The organism is Nocardioides sp. InS609-2 (assembly GCF_023208195.1).
GTDB lineage: Bacteria > Actinomycetota > Actinomycetes > Propionibacteriales > Nocardioidaceae > Nocardioides.
In genome coordinates this window covers 1,681,575-1,697,456 of the sequence record NZ_CP060034.1, presented here as the reverse complement: position 1 = coordinate 1,697,456, position 15,882 = coordinate 1,681,575, and the positions used below count along the sequence as shown (strand labels likewise).

Genomic DNA, 15,882 nt, shown 5'->3' with positions numbered 1-15,882 from the left:
CCGCGTGGCCCGGGGGGTCCCAGCGGGTCTAGGGTGCCAGTGGATTTGAGCCCGTGGAATCTCCGGACTGTCGACTTGAAATAAGGACTGATCGTGGACCTGATGGAATACCAGGCAAAGGAACTCTTTGCCAAGCATGGAGTGGCCGGAGCGCTCGGCAAGACCGTCGAGACCCCTGAGGACGCACGCGCGGCCGCGGAGGAGATCGGTGGCGTCGTCGTCGTCAAGGCGCAGGTCAAGGCCGGAGGTCGCGGCAAGGCCGGCGGCGTCAAGGTGGCCAAGACGCCCGAGGAGGCCGAAGAGGCCGCCCGCGCGATCCTCGCACTCGAGATCAAGGGACTGCCGGTCAACCGCGTCCTGGTGGTCCCGGGCGCGTCGATCGAGGAGGAGTACTACTTCTCCTTCCTGCTCGACCGGTCGAACCGCTCCTACCTGTGCATCGCGAGTGTCGAGGGTGGTGTGGAGATCGAGGAGGTCGCCAAGACCAACCCCGACGCCGTCAAGAAGATCGCCATCAACGCCGGCAGCGGCGTGGACGCCGAGAAGGCCGCGGCCATCGCGGACGAGGCCGGCTTCCCGGCCGAGCTGCGCGACCAGGCGATCACGATGATCCAGCAGCTCTGGACCGTCTTCACCGAGGAGGACGCCACCCTCGTGGAGGTCAACCCCCTCGCCCGCCTGACCGGTGACAAGCTCGAGGCGCTCGACGGCAAGGTCTCGCTCGACGAGAACGCCGAGTTCCGCCACGAGGACCACAAGGCGTTCGAGATCCGCGAGGAGGCCGACCCGCTCGAGGCGAAGGCCAAGGACAAGGGCCTCAACTACGTGAAGCTCGACGGTGCCGTCGGCATCATCGGCAACGGCGCGGGCCTGGTCATGTCGACCCTCGACGTCGTCGCCTACGCCGGCGAGAAGCACGGCGGGGTCACCCCGGCCAACTTCCTCGACATCGGCGGCGGCGCCAACGCGCAGGTGATGGCCGACGGCCTCGACGTGATCCTCAACGACGAGCAGGTCAAGTCGGTGTTCGTCAACGTCTTCGGTGGCATCACCGCGTGCGACGAGGTCGCCAACGGCATCGTCGGCGCGCTGGAGATCCTCGGCGACGAGGCGACCAAGCCGCTCGTCGTACGTCTCGACGGCAACAACGTCGAGGAGGGTCGCCGCATCCTCAACGAGGCCAACCACCCGCTGGTGACCCTCGTCGACACCATGGACGGCGCGGCCGACAAGGCCGCCGAGCTGGCGAACGGGAGCAATTGAGATGTCCATCTACCTCAACAAGGACTCCAAGATCATCGTCCAGGGCATGACGGGCGGCATGGGCTCCAAGCACACCACCCTGATGGTCGAGGCCGGCTCCAACATCGTGGGCGGCGTCAACGCCCGCAAGGCCGGCACGACGGTCGAGCTCGCAGGCAAGGAGCTCCCCGTCTTCGGCAACGTCAAGGAGGCGATGACCGAGACGGGTGCCGACGTGTCGGTCGTCTTCGTGCCGCCGGCGTTCACCAAGGACGCCTGCATCGAGGCCATCGACGCGGGCATCGGCCTGCTGGTGGTCATCACCGAGGGCGTGCCTGTGCAGGACTCCGCCGAAGTGTTCGCCTACCTCGAAGGGCCCAGCAACCATGGGGCCACGCGGATGATCGGCCCCAACTGCCCGGGCATCATCACGCCCGGCGAGTCGCTGGCCGGCATCACACCGCACACCATCGCGGGCAAGGGCCCGGTCGGTCTGGTGTCGAAGTCGGGCACGCTGACCTACCAGATGATGTACGAGCTGCGGGACTTCGGTTTCACCACCGCCATCGGCATCGGTGGTGACCCGATCGTCGGCACCACCCACATCGACGCGCTCGAGGCCTTCGAGAACGACCCGGAGACCAAGGCGATCGTGATGATCGGCGAGATCGGCGGCGACGCCGAGGAGCGGGCAGCCGACTACATCAAGGACCACGTCGCCAAGCCGGTCGTCGGCTATGTCGCGGGCTTCACCGCCCCCGAGGGCAAGACGATGGGCCACGCCGGCGCGATCGTGTCGGGTTCCTCCGGCACCGCGCAGGCCAAGAAGGACGCCCTCGAGGCGGTTGGCGTCAAGGTCGGCAAGACGCCGTCCGAGACGGCGGCGCTGATGCGGGAGATCCTGAACGCGCTCTGATCCTGACTCGCGTCGACGCCCCTGGGAGCCCGTTCCGGGGGCGTCGTGCTTGTCCACAGGCAACGATCTCCCTGTGGAATCTGTGCACGGCCCCCCGGCGCTCTCCACAGGCCCGAAATGGCGGGTGCGAGGGCACGTCGGATGCTGGCAGGCTGGCCTAATCTCAGGCGTCAACAGGACTCGGAAGGGTGAGGATGAGCCAGCCCGGCTATGACCGCAGCGAGGAACAGATCCTCAAGGAACGCGCGGCGACGCAGGTCTCCGATGTCCTGCTCAACCTCGAATACACCCTGGAGGCCGCTCGCAAGGGCCGCAAGGTTGTCGAGAAGGACGGCGTCGACGTCAACGCGGCGCTGGCCCTGGGCGACCTGATCAAGGACCTCGAACGACTCCGCAAGAGATTCACCCAGGACACCTACTACGCCGTCGACACCCGTCTCATCTGACCGGGCATGCCGAGCGGTGAGGAGATCCAGCGTGCCCTCGCGGGCTTTGTCGACACGTGGCGCGGTTACGCCGGCACCGAGAAGTCCGAGGCGCAGACCTTTCTGAACGAGTTGTTCGCCTGCTACGGGAGCGAACGGCGCGAGTTGGGCGCCCGCTTCGAGCACTTCGAGCAGCATGCCGGCTTCATGGATCTCTTCTGGCCCGGGATCTGCATTGTCGAGATGAAGGCGCCGACCGTTCCCGTAGCCACGGCCCGCGCGCAGATCCAGCGCTACTGGACCGAGTCGGCCGACTTCGACGCAGACGTCGGTGCGGCGCGGTGGATCGTCATCTGCAACTTCCGCGAGTTCGAGATCTGGGAGCCGGGCAGGTTTCCGACCCGGGCGGTGACGACCTTCTCCTTGTCAGATCTCCCCGACCGCTACGACGCCCTGGCGTTCCTCTCCGGACCGACTGTGGAGCCCAACTTCACCGAGCACTACCGCGAGCTCACCAAGGAGGCGGCCAAGACCGTCGCGGAGACCTATCAGGCCCTCGTCGGCCGGGCGGCCGCCCCCGGACCGGTGCTGCAGCGATTCATCCTGCAGTCGGTCTGGTGCATGTTCGCCGAGGACCTCGGCATGCTCGACGGATTCCCGTTCCAGTCCACCCTGAACGAACTTCGTCGCGAGCCCGACCGGTCGGCTGCCGAGCTCGGGCTCCTCTTCCGGGTGCTCAACCAGAAGGGCGACCACAACCGCGTCGGGCGGCTGGCCGGCACCCGCTATGTCAATGGCGACCTCTTCGCGAAGCCGGCCGAGGTGCGGCTGGAGCGAGCCGAGATCGATCTCCTGCTGACCGCCACCGGTTTCGATTGGCGCAAGGTCGACCCCACGATTTTCGGCTCCCTGATGGAAGGCGTGCTCGGTCGCGACCAGCGCTGGGAACGAGGTGCGCACTACACCCACGAGGTCGACATCATGAAGATCGTCACTCCGACGATCATTCGCCCGTGGCGTGAGCGGATGGCGGCGGCCTCCACGCCGCACGAGGCGCGCGACGTGCTGGACGAACTGTGCGGATTCCGGGTACTGGACCCGTCGTGCGGGTGCGGCAACTTCCTCTACGTCGCCTACCGCGAGCTGCGTGGCCTGGAGCACGAGCTCAAGGAACGCATTCGCAGCCTGGCCCGCGAGCAAGGGCTGCCGATCCCGCCCGGACCGTGGCCCTTCTACCCGCTCCAGAACCTGCAGGGCATCGACATCGAGCCGGCCGCCGTCCAGATCGCCCGCGTCACCTTGTGGATGGCGCATCGGCAGATGATCGACCGGTACGGCGACGCCGAGCCGCCGCTGCCGCTTCAGGACCTGTCATCGATCAGGCGTGCCGACGCGCTACGGACACCGTGGCCCGAGACGGATTGCATTGTCGGAAATCCGCCCTTCCAGGGCGCGCAACACGTTCGTCGTGCCTTAGGGGATGACTACGTGGATTGGCTCAAGAGAGAGTTCGGAGTCGGGGTCAAAGACCTATGCACGTATTGGTTTCGACGGGCAGTGGATCACCTCTCGCCCAATCAGCGTTCGGGCCTCGTCGGTACGAACTCGATCTCGCAAAATCGCGCTCGCTCGGCGTCCCTCGATTACGTGCATGAACGCGGTGGTGTAATTACGGACGCCGTCTCGTCACAGCGCTGGCCGGGTGACGCAAAGGTGCATGTCAGCATCGTGAATTGGATTCAACAACCTACCGAGTCCCCAGCACTACGCACTCTTGACGGGGTCGTAGTCGAGGCCATCGGCACCAGTCTGACGTCGATCACATCATCGGATGTCTGGAAGCCCAAACCGCTGCGTACAAACGCGGGTCTCTGCTTTCAAGGTCCCATCCCTGGCAACAAGTACTTCATCGTTGACTCGGCCATCGCAACAGGGCTCATCGCTGAAGGCGATGCCGACTACGCATCTGTCGTTCGTCCATATCTGGACGGTGACGACATCACCTCCGAGCCGACGCAGTCAGCCATGCGGTGGACGGTCGACTTTGGAGTGCTGCCACTTGAGAAGGCGTCGGCGTTTCCGAGAGCGCTGGCGATAGTTCGAGATCGGGCAAAGGAGTCATCATCGGGCTTGAAGGGTTTGTGGTGGCGCTTTCACCGCCCTCGGCCAGCGATGCGCGCGGCGCTCGCCGATCTTCCGCGCTTTCCGGCCACGGCACGACACAGCAAGCGTTACGTCTTGACGTGGTGCACCCCGGAAGTGATGGCAACCGACGCTACGAATGTGTTCGCGTTCGACGACGATCACTCGATGGGCGTGCTGCTCTCGAAGGCGCACGAGGCGTGGGCTTGGTCCCGGTCCTCGACGCTGGAGACAAGGCTGCGCTACACGCCCACGTCCGTGTTCATGACCTTCCCGTTTCCAGACCCTGTGACCGACGAGCAACGGGAGCGAGTCGCCGAGGCGTCCCGCGCGCTGCTGTCGCGGCGGACCGAGATCTGCGCCGGCGAGCAGATCGGTCTCACGAAGCTCTACAACGCGGTCGACGAGGGCGCCTGGGCCGACCTCAAGGCGTTGCACCGCGAGCTCGACGAGGCGGTGACCGATTGCTACGGGTGGCCCAGTGCGGTGGCCCAGGACACGGACGAGCTGGTGCGTCGCCTGACCGACCTCAACCGCGAGATCAGCGAGGGCGGTCGCCCTTACTCACCGTTCGCCTGATCAGGCGCCGGCGCGCCCCAGTGCGGCGATGGTGAGCGCCTCCATCGTCGAGTCGAGCCCCTCGGGCTGGAGCGGCCCACCGACCTCGGCCAGCGAGACCAGCAGCAGGCGGGATCCGACGACGCCGACTCCCATCCGGTGGAAGCGGACGGCGTCGCAGTCGGTGCACAGGTCGGAGGCGAGGAAGTCGCGCTGCATCCACACGACCCTGCCGTCGCCGGCGAGCACCTCGCGGCTGTCCGGGACCAACTTCGCCTCGCCGATGTCGTCGAGGGTGGGGGAGCACACCTCGATCTGGTCGGCCACGGTCTGGCGGGCGGTCTCGGCGGCCGCTACGTCGGCGTACTGCAGGAGGGCGAGGTCGACGCTTGCCGAGGGGTCGCCCTCGGGCGCCTGGGCGATGTTGGCGACGAAGCGGCGGCGCGCGACGGTCTCGGCACCGAGCGCGTCCAGCGGCCCGGACTGACAGGCGAGCGCGGCCTCCGAGGCCGGGTCCGCGTCGCGCCAGGCGGTCAACCGGTCGCGGGCGGGCACCTCGTCGGCCGTGAGCAGCGCGGCATCGGTCAGTGGCTCGGCCGTGGTGAGGGTCGTTGCATCGTCCTCGGTCGCGCAGCCGGTCAACGCCAGCAGCGCAGCGGCAGCGACGAGCAGTCCTCGGAGCATTCCATGTCCTTCGTCGGTCCGGTCCACACGTCAGACGCATCGGGACCGGGAGAAGGTTGCTCTCAGCGTGCCCGGAGCTGGGGAAGTCGCGACACGGCGCGGTCGACGACGTCGAGGAAGTCCTCGCGATCCATCGACATCGCCTGCGACGGCACGAAGCCGACCTGCGCGACGGTGCCCTCACTGCGGACGATCGCCATCAGGAACTGCACGGAGTCCTTGTCGGAGATCTCCATGCTGATGTTCCACGCCGTCACGTCGGTGTTCTCGTCTGCGACGTTGCGGAGCTGTCGGACCTCGGTGCCGAAGGCGTTCTCGGCGCACTCGTCGACGCGCCTGCGGACGTCCTTGACGAAGGTGCGCGCATTGCCCGGTGACCAGATGCCGACGGTCTCGGTGAGGCCGAACTCGTTTGCCTTGTCGACGGCGGGGAAGAGGAAGGTGCGGGTCAGGTTGCGGCGCACGCTCTTCCCGGTGAACTCGGTGCGGTCGCACCGGGTGGAGGCCACGTTGACCTTCGCCTTGACGGGTTCGGTGCCGATCCACGGGCCCGGTGCGCGCGCGATCGGCGGCAGGTCGAACTCGCTCAGCATGCCCGGCACCAGGCCCGCGACCGGTGCGTCGATCTCCTTGAGCGCGGGCTCACCGGCACATGCGTTGCCGCCAGGTGCCGAGCACACGCGATTGACTGCCGCGGCCAGCAGGGCGGCCGGCTTGCTCGGGTTGAGCTGGAGACCGTCGACCCGCGAGACGGTGGTGACTGTCAGCTGGCCGCTGCGGGCGACTCCCACACGCAGGGTGCGCGGCGATCCCCTCCAGCTGCGGAGGGTGAACACCCGTGCGTCGTCGCCGACCTGGCCGACCCGGTGCACCGACAGCAGCTGGGTGCGCTCGGCGAGGCAGCCGGCGTACCAGCTGTTGACGTTGGAGTACGCCGCCTGCGCGGCCTTCTCGGTGCCGGACAGCTCGACGAGCTCCCAGGCCGCTGACTTCGCCGGCGGAACGGCCTTGGCGTTCTTCTTGGCCTTCGTCTTGACGGGCTTGGGCTTCGGCCCGGTGCCCTCGAACGTGCGCACGAACGCGCCGGAGCCTTCGGGGTCGGCGTACCGCTGGATCTGACAGGGGAGGGCGAGGCCGTTGCCGGCGGCGTTGTCGTCAGTCCTGGCCTCGACCCACGACATCTTCGAGTCGACGAGGTCGAGGTCGGCAGTCGCCAGGAGTACGTCGTCCTTCAGTGTCGGCCCGTCATCGGCCTTGATGACGGCCGCCGACGGGCTGTCGAAGTTCTCGTCGTCGAGGCTGGCCGTGCTGGTGTTGCCCTGCGAGACGAAGGTGCCGCCGGCGATCAGCACCAGCGCGGTCCCGGCCACGCCGACCAGCGTGTGGGTGCGGCGGCGGGCAGCGCCGGCCCTACGGACGATGCTGACGCGCGGCCACTGGGCGGTGTCGGTGACGGTGCGGAGGTGTTCGAGGTGGCCGCGGATCTCGGTGGTGCCGGTGTCGCGCGAGATCGCGAACTGGGCCGTCGCGGTCTGCAGCTCTCGCTCGACGTCGGTCTGCGGGAGGCCGACCGCGCGGGAGATGGCCAGCAGCGACAGCGGTGAGAGGTTGGTCAGGATCAGCGCCTTGCGCTGCGGCACCGACAGCTTCGCCAAGGCGTCGAGCGTGGTCTTCGCGGCGTCGTCGAGGTCCTTCTCGCGGTGCCAGATGCGGGCGGTGTGCCGGCGCTGGGCGCGGCCCCAGGCCAGCGGGCGCAGCCAGGCCTCGGGATCGTCGAGCCGGGAGACCTTGCGCCAGTGGTGCCACGCGACGGCGAAAGCGTCACGGACCGCTGCCCGAGAGACCGGGAGATCGCCCGTGAGGGCATAGGTCTCCAGCAGCACACGATCGCGCACGTTCTTGTAGAACGCGTCGAACTCCTCGGGATCCCTCATGACCATCCAACGTTACGGTGCGCACCCCAGATCACGCACATCTACCCGTCAGGTCGCCGGCGACCGGCCGGGATCCCCACTCGCGGCGTGGCAGCGCCGACGGGCGATGGCCGCGGGCGATGATGGCGAGGCCATGACTTCGCTGCTACCTGTCCGCCCGAGCGCCCGCACCCGGCCGCCCGGACCCGCGCCCCGGCACCGGCCCGTCGCCCTGCTGGGCGCGCTCGCCGGGACCGTCGCGGCTGCGTCGACCCTGATGGTGTGTCTCGCCGTCGGCGTCATCGGCTGGTTCCTCAGCGACGCCGGTGTGCACGGAGCACCTCGCGACGGGATGCGAGCCGGTGCCTTGGGCTGGCTGGCCGCTCACGGGTCGGGCCTGCAGGTGCGCGGCGTGCCGGTCGACGTCGTACCCCTCGGGCTGACGGCGATCTGCGCCTGGGCGGTCTGGCGGCTCGCGCTGCGACTCGGCGAGGGCGTGTCGGCGCACGGTCCCGACGCTCACAGCATCTCCGACGGTGAGCGCGACTGGACCGTGCCGGCCGCCGTCGGAACCTTCTTCACCGGCTACGCCGTGGTCGCCGTCGTCACCTCCTCACTCGCCGGAGGCGAGATCGCCCCGTCGGTGGCGCCGGTGCTCGGCTGGACGCTGCTCTTCACCCTCTTCCTGGCAGCTCCCGCTGTGGCGATCGGGTCGGGTCGTGCCGCGATCTGGGCGTCGTACCTACCGCCCGTCCTGCGCTACGGCGTGCGTACGGCGCTCGGCGTGCTCGGCACGTTCCTGGTCGTGAGCGCGGTCGTGCTGGCCATGGGGTTCGTCGTCGACCTGACTGCCGCGCTCAACATGGCGTCGCGATTGCACGCCGGCGCCGGCGAGGCCACGCTGCTCACCCTGGTCAACACAGCGTTCGTGCCCAACGCCACGCTGTTCAGCGGCTCCTACCTGCTCGGCCCCGGCTTCGAGGTGGGCGCCAACACACTCGTCTCGCCCGGCGCCGTCGTGCTCGGGCCGCTCCCGCTCTTCCCGTTGCTGGCCGCGCTGCCCGCCGCCGGCGCGGTGCCGGCGTGGGCGGGTGCCGTGGTCGCCGTACCCCTGCTCGTCGCGGCGATGGCCACCGCGCGCGTGCAGCGTCGCTTCCCGACGCTGCGCTGGGACGAAGGCGCGATGCGCGGCTGCGGTGGCGGCATCATCGCCGGCCTGCTCTTCGCGTTGCTCGCCTCGTTGTCGGGCGGGGCAGCCGGGCCGGGCCGGATGCGGTTCATCGGCCCGTTCGGCTTCGACGTGCTCGTGCACGCCGTCACTGCGTTCGGTCTGGGTGGCCTGGTCGGCGGGCTGCTGATGACGTGGTGGCAGGGGCGGACGTCGATCCCCGTCGACGCTGCTGCTTGATCTGGGAGACGGCCTAGACTCCGCGGGTGCCCGCACCCGCCCGTCTCGTCGTCCTCGTCTCCGGCTCCGGCACCAACCTCCAGGCCCTTCTCGATGCCTGCGCCGACCCCGGGTACGGCGCCCGCGTGGCCGCCGTGGGAGCCGACCGTGACGACATCGAGGGTCTCGCCCGGGCCGAAGGGGCCGGCGTACCCACGTTCGTGCGCAAGGTGCGCGACTACGTCTCGCGCGAGCACTGGGACCGGGCGCTCACCGACGCGGTCGCCGCGTTCGACCCCGACCTGGTCGTCTCGGCCGGGTTCATGAAGCTGGTGGGGGAGGACTTCCTGTCTCGCTTCGAGGGCCGGATGCTCAACACCCACCCGGCCCTGTGCCCGGCGTTCCCGGGCATGCACGGCGCCGCCGAGGCGCTCGAGTACGGCGTCAAGGTGACCGGAGCGACCCTGTTCGTGGTCGACGGGGGAGTCGACACCGGGCCGATCGTCGCGCAGGTGCCGGTCGTGGTCGAGGACGCCGACGACGAGGCCTCGCTGCACGAGCGCATCAAGGTCGCCGAACGCACCATGCTGGTGGAGAGCGTCGGGCGGATGGCACGCGAGGGTTGGTCGGTCGAAGGCCGCCGGGTTCGTCTAGGCTGAGGCCACACGACTGGCGCAGGTGGGCAACCACCAGGGAGTGACTGATGAGCATCGAACGCCTGGGTGCTCTCCTCCGATACCGATCCCAGGAGCTGTCCCGTGTCCGATCTCCAGATCCCGATCAGGCGTGCCCTGGTCTCCGTCTATGACAAGGCCGGTCTCGACGACCTGGTCCGCGGCCTGCACGAGGCCGGCGTCGCACTCGTCTCGACCGGCGGCTCCGCCGCCATGATCGAGGGGCTGGGCCTTCCGGTCACCCGGGTCGAGGATCTCACCGGCTTCCCCGAGTGCCTCGACGGCCGGGTCAAGACGCTGCACCCACGGGTGCACGCCGGCATCCTCGCCGACCGCCGTCTCGAGTCCCACGTCGCGCAGCTGGCCGAGCTCGAGGTCGAGCCGTTCGACCTGGTCGTGTGCAACCTCTACCCGTTCAGTCAGACGGTCGATTCCGGGGCCTCGCCCGACGAGTGCGTCGAGCAGATCGACATCGGCGGGCCGTCGATGGTCCGGGCAGCCGCCAAGAACCACCCGTCGGTCGCCATCGTGACCTCGCCCGCGTCGTACGACGACGTGCTGGGCGCCGTCGCGGCCGGTGGCTTCACGTTCGATCAGCGCAAGGCGCTGGCTGCGGAGGCGTTCGCGCACACCGCGGCGTACGACGTCGCCGTCGCCAACTGGTTCGCCGGCACCTACGTCGGGGCCGACGACCGCTGGCCGGCCTTCACGGGTGACACCTGGACCAAGTCGTCGGTGCTGCGCTACGGCGAGAACCCGCACCAGGACGCCGCGCTGTACGTCGACGGCACGGGCGGGTTGGCTGCCGCCGAGCAGCTGCACGGCAAGGAGATGTCCTACAACAACTTCGTCGACACCGACGCCGCCCGCCGCGCGGCCCACGACTTCGACGAGCCGGCCGTGGCGATAATCAAGCACGCGAACCCGTGTGGCATCGCAATTTGTTCGGACGACGTCCCAGATCCGATTTCTGTGGCCCACCGTCGTGCCCACGAGTGCGACCCCACGTCCGCCTTCGGCGGCGTCATCGCCGTCAACCGTGCGGTGTCGGTCGAGCTGGCCGCCCAGGTCGCGGAGATCTTCACCGAGGTGATCGTCGCGCCGTCGTACGACGAGGGCGCGGTCGAGATCCTGCAGGGCAAGAAGAACATCCGGATCCTCCGATGTGACCCGCCCACCGACGACCGGCCGGCGGAGATGCGCCCGGTGAGCGGCGGCATCCTCGTGCAGATGCGTGACCACGTCGACGCCCCCGGTGACGACCCCGCGTCCTGGACGCTGGCCACCGGCGAGGCCGCCTCGCCCGAGGTGCTCGCCGACCTCGCCTTCGCCTGGAAGGCCTGCCGCGCAGCGAAGTCCAACGCGATCCTGCTCGCCAAGGACGGCGCCTCGGTGGGCATCGGCATGGGTCAGGTCAACCGCGTCGACTCGTGCCGACTCGCGGTCACCCGGGCAGGGGAGCGGGCCGCTGGCTCGGTCGCCGCGTCGGATGCGTTCTTCCCGTTCGAGGACGGTCCGCAGATCCTCATCGACGCCCAGGTGAGCGCCATCGTCCAGCCGGGTGGCTCGAAGCGCGACGAGCTCACCATCAAGGCGTGCGAAGCCGCCGGCGTCACGATGTACTTCACCGGCACCCGCCACTTTGCCCACTGAGCCGAGAAGCAGCCGCAATCATCGCAGCACAACGACGATGACAGGATGACGACGTGACCGCAGAGACACTGGACGGCAGTGCCACCCTCGCCACCATCAAGGCCGAGCTGACCGTGCGCGTGGCGGCTCTCAAGGAGCGCGGCGTCGTGCCCGGCCTGGGCACGGTGCTGGTCGGTGACGACCCCGGCTCCCACTGGTACGTCGGCGCCAAGCACAAGGACTGTGCCGCGATCGGCATCACGTCGTTGCGCCACGACCTGCCCGCGACTGCCACCCAGGCCGAGGTCGAGGCGGTCATCGACGAGCTCAACGCCGACCCGGCGTGCACGGGCTTCCTGGTGCAGCAGCCGACGGGGCTCGACGAGTTCGCGCTGCTGTCGCGGGTCGACCCCGACAAGGACGTCGACGGCCTCCACCCGACCAACCTCGGCAAGCTGGTCCTGGGCGAGTCCGGGCCGCTGCCCTGCACACCGGTCGGCGCCATCGAGCTGCTCCGGCGCCACGAGGTGAACATCGCCGGCGCCGAGGTCGTGGTCGTGGGCCGTGGTCTGACCGTCGGTCGGCCGCTCGGCCTCCTGTTGACGCGCCGCTCCGAGAACGCCACCGTCACGCTCTGCCACACCGGCACCGTCGACCTGGCCGCGCACGTACGCCGCGCCGACATCGTGGTGGCCGCGGCTGGCGTGCCCGGCATCATCTCCGGCGACATGGTCAAGCCAGGTGCGGCCGTGCTCGACATCGGCGTCTCGCGCGTCGACGGCAAGATCGCCGGCGATGTGGCCGACGACGTCTGGGACGTCGCCGCCTGGGTCTCGCCGAACCCGAAGGGCGTCGGGCCGATGACCCGCGCGATGCTGCTCAGCAACATCGTCGACATCGCCGAGAGGTCTGCGCGCCCGTGACCGAAAGCGAGCTGCCCACGCCCGAGGACGTCCCCGCCGTCTCGGCTGAGTCGCTCGTCGACGGTGAGCTGGCAGCGCCCGAGGACGTCGAGGAACGCCGCTACCCGAGCACGATCGGCGGCATGTTCTACCTCGGCGTACTCCTCGTCGCGGTCATCTCCCTCGGTGTCGTGATCGGCGGCAACTGGCGCCTGGGCATCCGCTGGCTCGGCGGGGCGCTCATCTTCGCGGCCGCCGTGCGGGTCGTGCTCAAGGGCCGCGACGCCGGCATGCTCGCCGTACGTTCGAAGTGGATCGACGCTGTGCTGCTCTCCGGCATGGGGGCGGCGCTGATCTTCCTGGCCAGCTCGATCCCCGACCAGCCGGGCTGAGGCACCGCTCCGTAGACGCACACGAGCCCGGCCCCGCGCGGGGACCGGGCTCGTGGTGTGTCGGGTCAGATAAGGCCGAGCTCGGTGACCGCGTCGCGCTCTTCGGCCAGCTCGGCCGTCGAGGCGTCGATGCGGCCGCGGGAGAACTCGTTGACGTCGAGGCCCTGGACGATCTCCCAGTTGCCGTCCCTGGTCGTGACCGGGAACGACGAGACGAGGCCCTCAGGCACGCCGTACGAGCCGTCGGAGACGACAGCCATCGACACCCAGTCGCCCTCGGCGCTGCCGAGCAGCCAGTCGCGGGCAGCGTCGACGGTGGCGGAGGCCGCGGAGGCAGCCGAGGAGGATCCACGCGCCTCGATGATCGCGGCGCCGCGCTTGGCGACGGTGGGGATGAAGGTGCTCTCGAGCCACTCCTGGTCGCCCACGGCCTCGGCTGCGTTCTTGCCGGCGACCTGCGCATTGAAGAGGTCGGGGTACTGCGTCGCCGAGTGGTTGCCCCAGATCGTCATGTGCGTGATGTCGGTGACCGGGGCGCCGGTCTTGGCCGCGAGCTGCGAGATGGCGCGGTTGTGGTCGAGGCGGGTCAGCGCGGAGAAGCGCTCGGCCGGGATGTCCGGGGCGTTCTTCATCGCGATCAGCGCGTTGGTGTTGGCGGGGTTGCCGGTGACACCGATGCGTACGTCGTCGGCGGCGACCGCGTTGAGCGCCTTGCCCTGGGCGGTGAAGATCGCGCCGTTGGCCGAGAGCAGGTCACCGCGCTCCATGCCGGGGCCGCGCGGGCGGGCGCCGACGAGCAGGGCGAGGTTGACGCCATCGAAGATCTGCTCGGGGTCGTGGCCGATCTCGACACCGGCGAGCGTGGGGAAGGCGCAGTCGTCGAGCTCCATCACGACGCCCTCGAGCGTCTTGAGAGCCGGCTCGATCTCCAGGAGCTGCAGCTGGATCGGTCGGTCGGGGCCGAGCAGCGAGCCGCTCGCGAGACGGAACAGCAGGCTGTAGCCGATCTGACCGGCGGCACCGGTGACGGCGACCTTGAGGGGGGCGTTGCTCACGAGGACTCCTCGGTGGACGTAAGGGGGCAGATCCGACGCTAGCAGCGGCCCCGGGCGGCACGGATCGCGGGTTGGGCGGGTGGCATGCTGGCCGCCATGTCGAGTTCGAGGGCCCGTCGCGGGCTCGCCGCGGCCGTGTTCGCCCTGACCGTCCTGGCCTCCGCCTGTGGAGCGTCGGCACCGCCGGTGAGCGGCCCGTCTGGTGTCGACGAGCTGGAGATCCCCACGCCCTCACCCGCTCCCGGTGACTTCGTGGCCGGCGTCGACAACCCGTGGCTGCCGCTGGCCACCGGCTCCGTCCGGGAGTACGCCGTCTCCGGCGATGGCGCAGGCACGCGCACCGTGACAGTTGTCGAGGGAAACACCGAGATCGCAGGCGTGCCGGTGACCGCCGTACGTGAGGCCACGGTGTCTGCCGACGGCGCGACGGTCGCGTCCTGCGTCGATTACGTGGCCCAGGACCGCGCCGGCAACGTGTGGCTGTTCGGTCACGACCAGGCTGTGCCGGAGGGAGACGGCTCCTGGCGCGCCGGCGTGGGCGGCTCCGAAGCCGGGCTCCTGATGCCGGCCAGGCCGCGACTGGGCGACGGGTTCCGCCAGGAGCTGGCTCCTGGCATCGCCGAGGACGTCGCCCGGGTGGAGTCGACCGATGCCGCGCGCTCGACCCCGGCAGGTGACTTCGACAGCCTCGTGCACGTCGTCGTCACGACCAGCCTCTCGGGTGACGAGGTCGATCGCTACTACGCGCGCGGCGTCGGCCTCGTGCAGGAGGACACGCCGACCGCCTCGGTGTCGCTCACCGAGGCGCCGTAGGCGGGTCGGGTCGGATCAGTCCTGCGGACGGATCTGGGTGCGGCCGTCTTCGTCGGCGTCGGGCGTGCCCCACTGCTGGGGAGTGCCGGGCTGCTGGCCGGGAGCCGGCTGGCCCCACGACTGACCCTGCTGGCCGGGCTGGGCCTGCGGGTACTGCTGACCTGGCTGCTGGGGGGGCGGCTGCTGGGCGGGAGCGGCGGGCTGCTGGACCCACTGCTGCTGCTGCGGCGGCGGCGCGGCCTGCTGGCCCCACTGCTGCGGCGTGCCCGGCTGCCCCCACTGCTGGGGAGCGCCCGGCTGGCCCCACTGCTGCTGGCCGTATCCGGGGTACTGCTGCACCTGATGCTTGTTGCGGCCACCGCCGAGGCGCAGGCCCGAGCCGGCCACGGGGTCGTCGCCGTGGGCGAAGATCAGCGGGTAGGTGAGTCCGGCGATCGCGGCGCCGACGAGCGGTGCGACGATGAACAGCCACAGCTGGATGATCGCGTCGGTGCCGGCGAAGACGCCCACGCCGATCGAGCGGGCCGGGTTGACCGACGTGCCGGTGAAGCCGATCGAGGCCAGGTGGATCATCGTCAGCGCGAGGCCGATGGCCAGCGGAGCCGCCCCCGCGTTGAGCGCGTTGCGGGCATCGGTGACGGCCAGGATGACCCAGACGAAGATGGCGGTGAGCAGGAGCTCGAGGATGAGCGCGGCCCACCAGGCGTAGCCGGTGCCGTCGTCGCCGAAGGAGTTCTGAGCCATGTTGCCCTCGGCGTCGAAGCCCTCGATACCGTGGAACAGCCCGAAGAGGATCGCGCCGGCGAGCAGACCGCCGAGCAGCTGTGCACCGACGTAGACACCGACCTCACGCCACGCCAGCCGGCCGCCGAGGGCGGCGCCGAGCGTGACGGCGGGGTTGAAGTGGCCACCGGAGATGCGGCCGACGGCGTAGGCCATCACGAGCACGGCGAGCCCGAATGCCAGGGCGGTGCCGACGTAGCTGAACTGATCCAGCTCGGTCGTGAGCATCGCCGTGCCGCAGCCGAAGAAGACGAGACCGAAGGTGCCGAAGACCTCGGCAGCGAACTTCTGCCCCGTGGTGGGAGTTTCGGTGGTCGTGGTTGTCATCTTGCAGGCCCCCTGTGCGCTCATACCGTCTGCGCCC

General features: G+C 69.5%; 14 protein-coding genes. 10 read left to right on the top strand and 4 right to left on the bottom strand.

Annotated elements, in window-relative coordinates; genetic code table 11:
- The first annotated feature begins 93 nt into the window (after positions 1-93).
- The 4 genes from sucC (at position 94) to H4Q84_RS08915 (ending at position 5,304) form a co-directional block, all read left to right on the top strand.
- Positions 94-1,263 (top strand): ADP-forming succinate--CoA ligase subunit beta, encoded by a 1,170-nt coding sequence (gene sucC / locus H4Q84_RS08930; RefSeq protein ID WP_248583037.1) that lies wholly within the window; start codon positions 94-96, stop codon positions 1,261-1,263.
- Between the two features lies 1 nt (position 1,264).
- On the top strand, positions 1,265-2,158 hold the full coding sequence (gene sucD / locus H4Q84_RS08925; protein WP_248583036.1) for a succinate--CoA ligase subunit alpha: 894 nt from the start codon (positions 1,265-1,267) through the stop codon (positions 2,156-2,158).
- Between the two features lie 194 nt (positions 2,159-2,352).
- Positions 2,353-2,604: a hypothetical protein gene (locus tag H4Q84_RS08920; RefSeq protein ID WP_248583035.1), complete on the top strand. Its 252-nt coding sequence runs from the start codon at positions 2,353-2,355 to the stop codon at positions 2,602-2,604.
- A gap of 6 nt (positions 2,605-2,610) precedes the next feature.
- Positions 2,611-5,304: a DNA methyltransferase gene (locus H4Q84_RS08915; RefSeq protein ID WP_248583034.1), complete on the top strand. Its 2,694-nt coding sequence runs from the start codon at positions 2,611-2,613 to the stop codon at positions 5,302-5,304.
- On the opposite strand, the gene H4Q84_RS08910 is transcribed toward H4Q84_RS08915, so the two are convergent.
- Positions 5,305-5,967, bottom strand: a complete 663-nt coding sequence (locus H4Q84_RS08910; protein WP_248583033.1) for a hypothetical protein — start codon at positions 5,965-5,967, stop codon at positions 5,305-5,307.
- A 62-nt stretch (positions 5,968-6,029) separates the two neighbouring features.
- The gene (locus H4Q84_RS08905; RefSeq protein ID WP_248583032.1) at positions 6,030-7,901 is read right to left on the bottom strand and encodes a sigma-70 family RNA polymerase sigma factor; all 1,872 of its coding nucleotides are present in this window, start codon (positions 7,899-7,901) and stop codon (positions 6,030-6,032) included.
- A 133-nt stretch (positions 7,902-8,034) separates the two neighbouring features.
- Here H4Q84_RS08905 and H4Q84_RS08900 point away from each other — a divergent pair, with 133 nt between their 5' ends.
- From H4Q84_RS08900 to H4Q84_RS08880, 5 genes are all read left to right on the top strand, one after another.
- Positions 8,035-9,288: a DUF6350 family protein gene (locus H4Q84_RS08900; protein ID WP_248583031.1), complete on the top strand. Its 1,254-nt coding sequence runs from the start codon at positions 8,035-8,037 to the stop codon at positions 9,286-9,288.
- A gap of 26 nt (positions 9,289-9,314) precedes the next feature.
- A complete protein-coding gene (gene purN / locus H4Q84_RS08895; RefSeq protein WP_248583030.1) occupies positions 9,315-9,926 on the top strand; it encodes a phosphoribosylglycinamide formyltransferase in 612 nt (203 codons plus the stop codon).
- A 99-nt stretch (positions 9,927-10,025) separates the two neighbouring features.
- Positions 10,026-11,594, top strand: a complete 1,569-nt coding sequence (gene purH / locus H4Q84_RS08890; RefSeq protein ID WP_248583029.1) for a bifunctional phosphoribosylaminoimidazolecarboxamide formyltransferase/IMP cyclohydrolase — start codon at positions 10,026-10,028, stop codon at positions 11,592-11,594.
- 53 nt (positions 11,595-11,647) lie between these two features.
- A complete protein-coding gene (locus tag H4Q84_RS08885) occupies positions 11,648-12,496 on the top strand; it encodes a bifunctional methylenetetrahydrofolate dehydrogenase/methenyltetrahydrofolate cyclohydrolase (protein ID WP_248583028.1) in 849 nt (282 codons plus the stop codon).
- A complete protein-coding gene (locus H4Q84_RS08880; protein ID WP_248583027.1) occupies positions 12,493-12,867 on the top strand; it encodes a DUF3017 domain-containing protein in 375 nt (124 codons plus the stop codon). The genes H4Q84_RS08885 and H4Q84_RS08880 overlap by 4 nt, the downstream gene beginning before the upstream one ends.
- A 65-nt stretch (positions 12,868-12,932) precedes the next feature.
- Here H4Q84_RS08880 and H4Q84_RS08875 read toward each other — a convergent pair whose 3' ends face one another.
- Positions 12,933-13,922: a malate dehydrogenase gene (locus H4Q84_RS08875; protein ID WP_248583026.1), complete on the bottom strand. Its 990-nt coding sequence runs from the start codon at positions 13,920-13,922 to the stop codon at positions 12,933-12,935.
- Positions 13,923-14,018: 96 nt separating this feature from the next.
- On the opposite strand from H4Q84_RS08875, the gene H4Q84_RS08870 reads away from it, so the two are divergent.
- Positions 14,019-14,735: a hypothetical protein gene (locus H4Q84_RS08870; RefSeq protein WP_248583025.1), complete on the top strand. Its 717-nt coding sequence runs from the start codon at positions 14,019-14,021 to the stop codon at positions 14,733-14,735.
- A gap of 15 nt (positions 14,736-14,750) precedes the next feature.
- On the opposite strand, the gene H4Q84_RS08865 is transcribed toward H4Q84_RS08870, so the two are convergent.
- The gene (locus H4Q84_RS08865) at positions 14,751-15,845 is read right to left on the bottom strand and encodes an MIP family channel protein (protein ID WP_248583024.1); all 1,095 of its coding nucleotides are present in this window, start codon (positions 15,843-15,845) and stop codon (positions 14,751-14,753) included.
- Positions 15,846-15,882 lie beyond the last annotated feature (37 nt).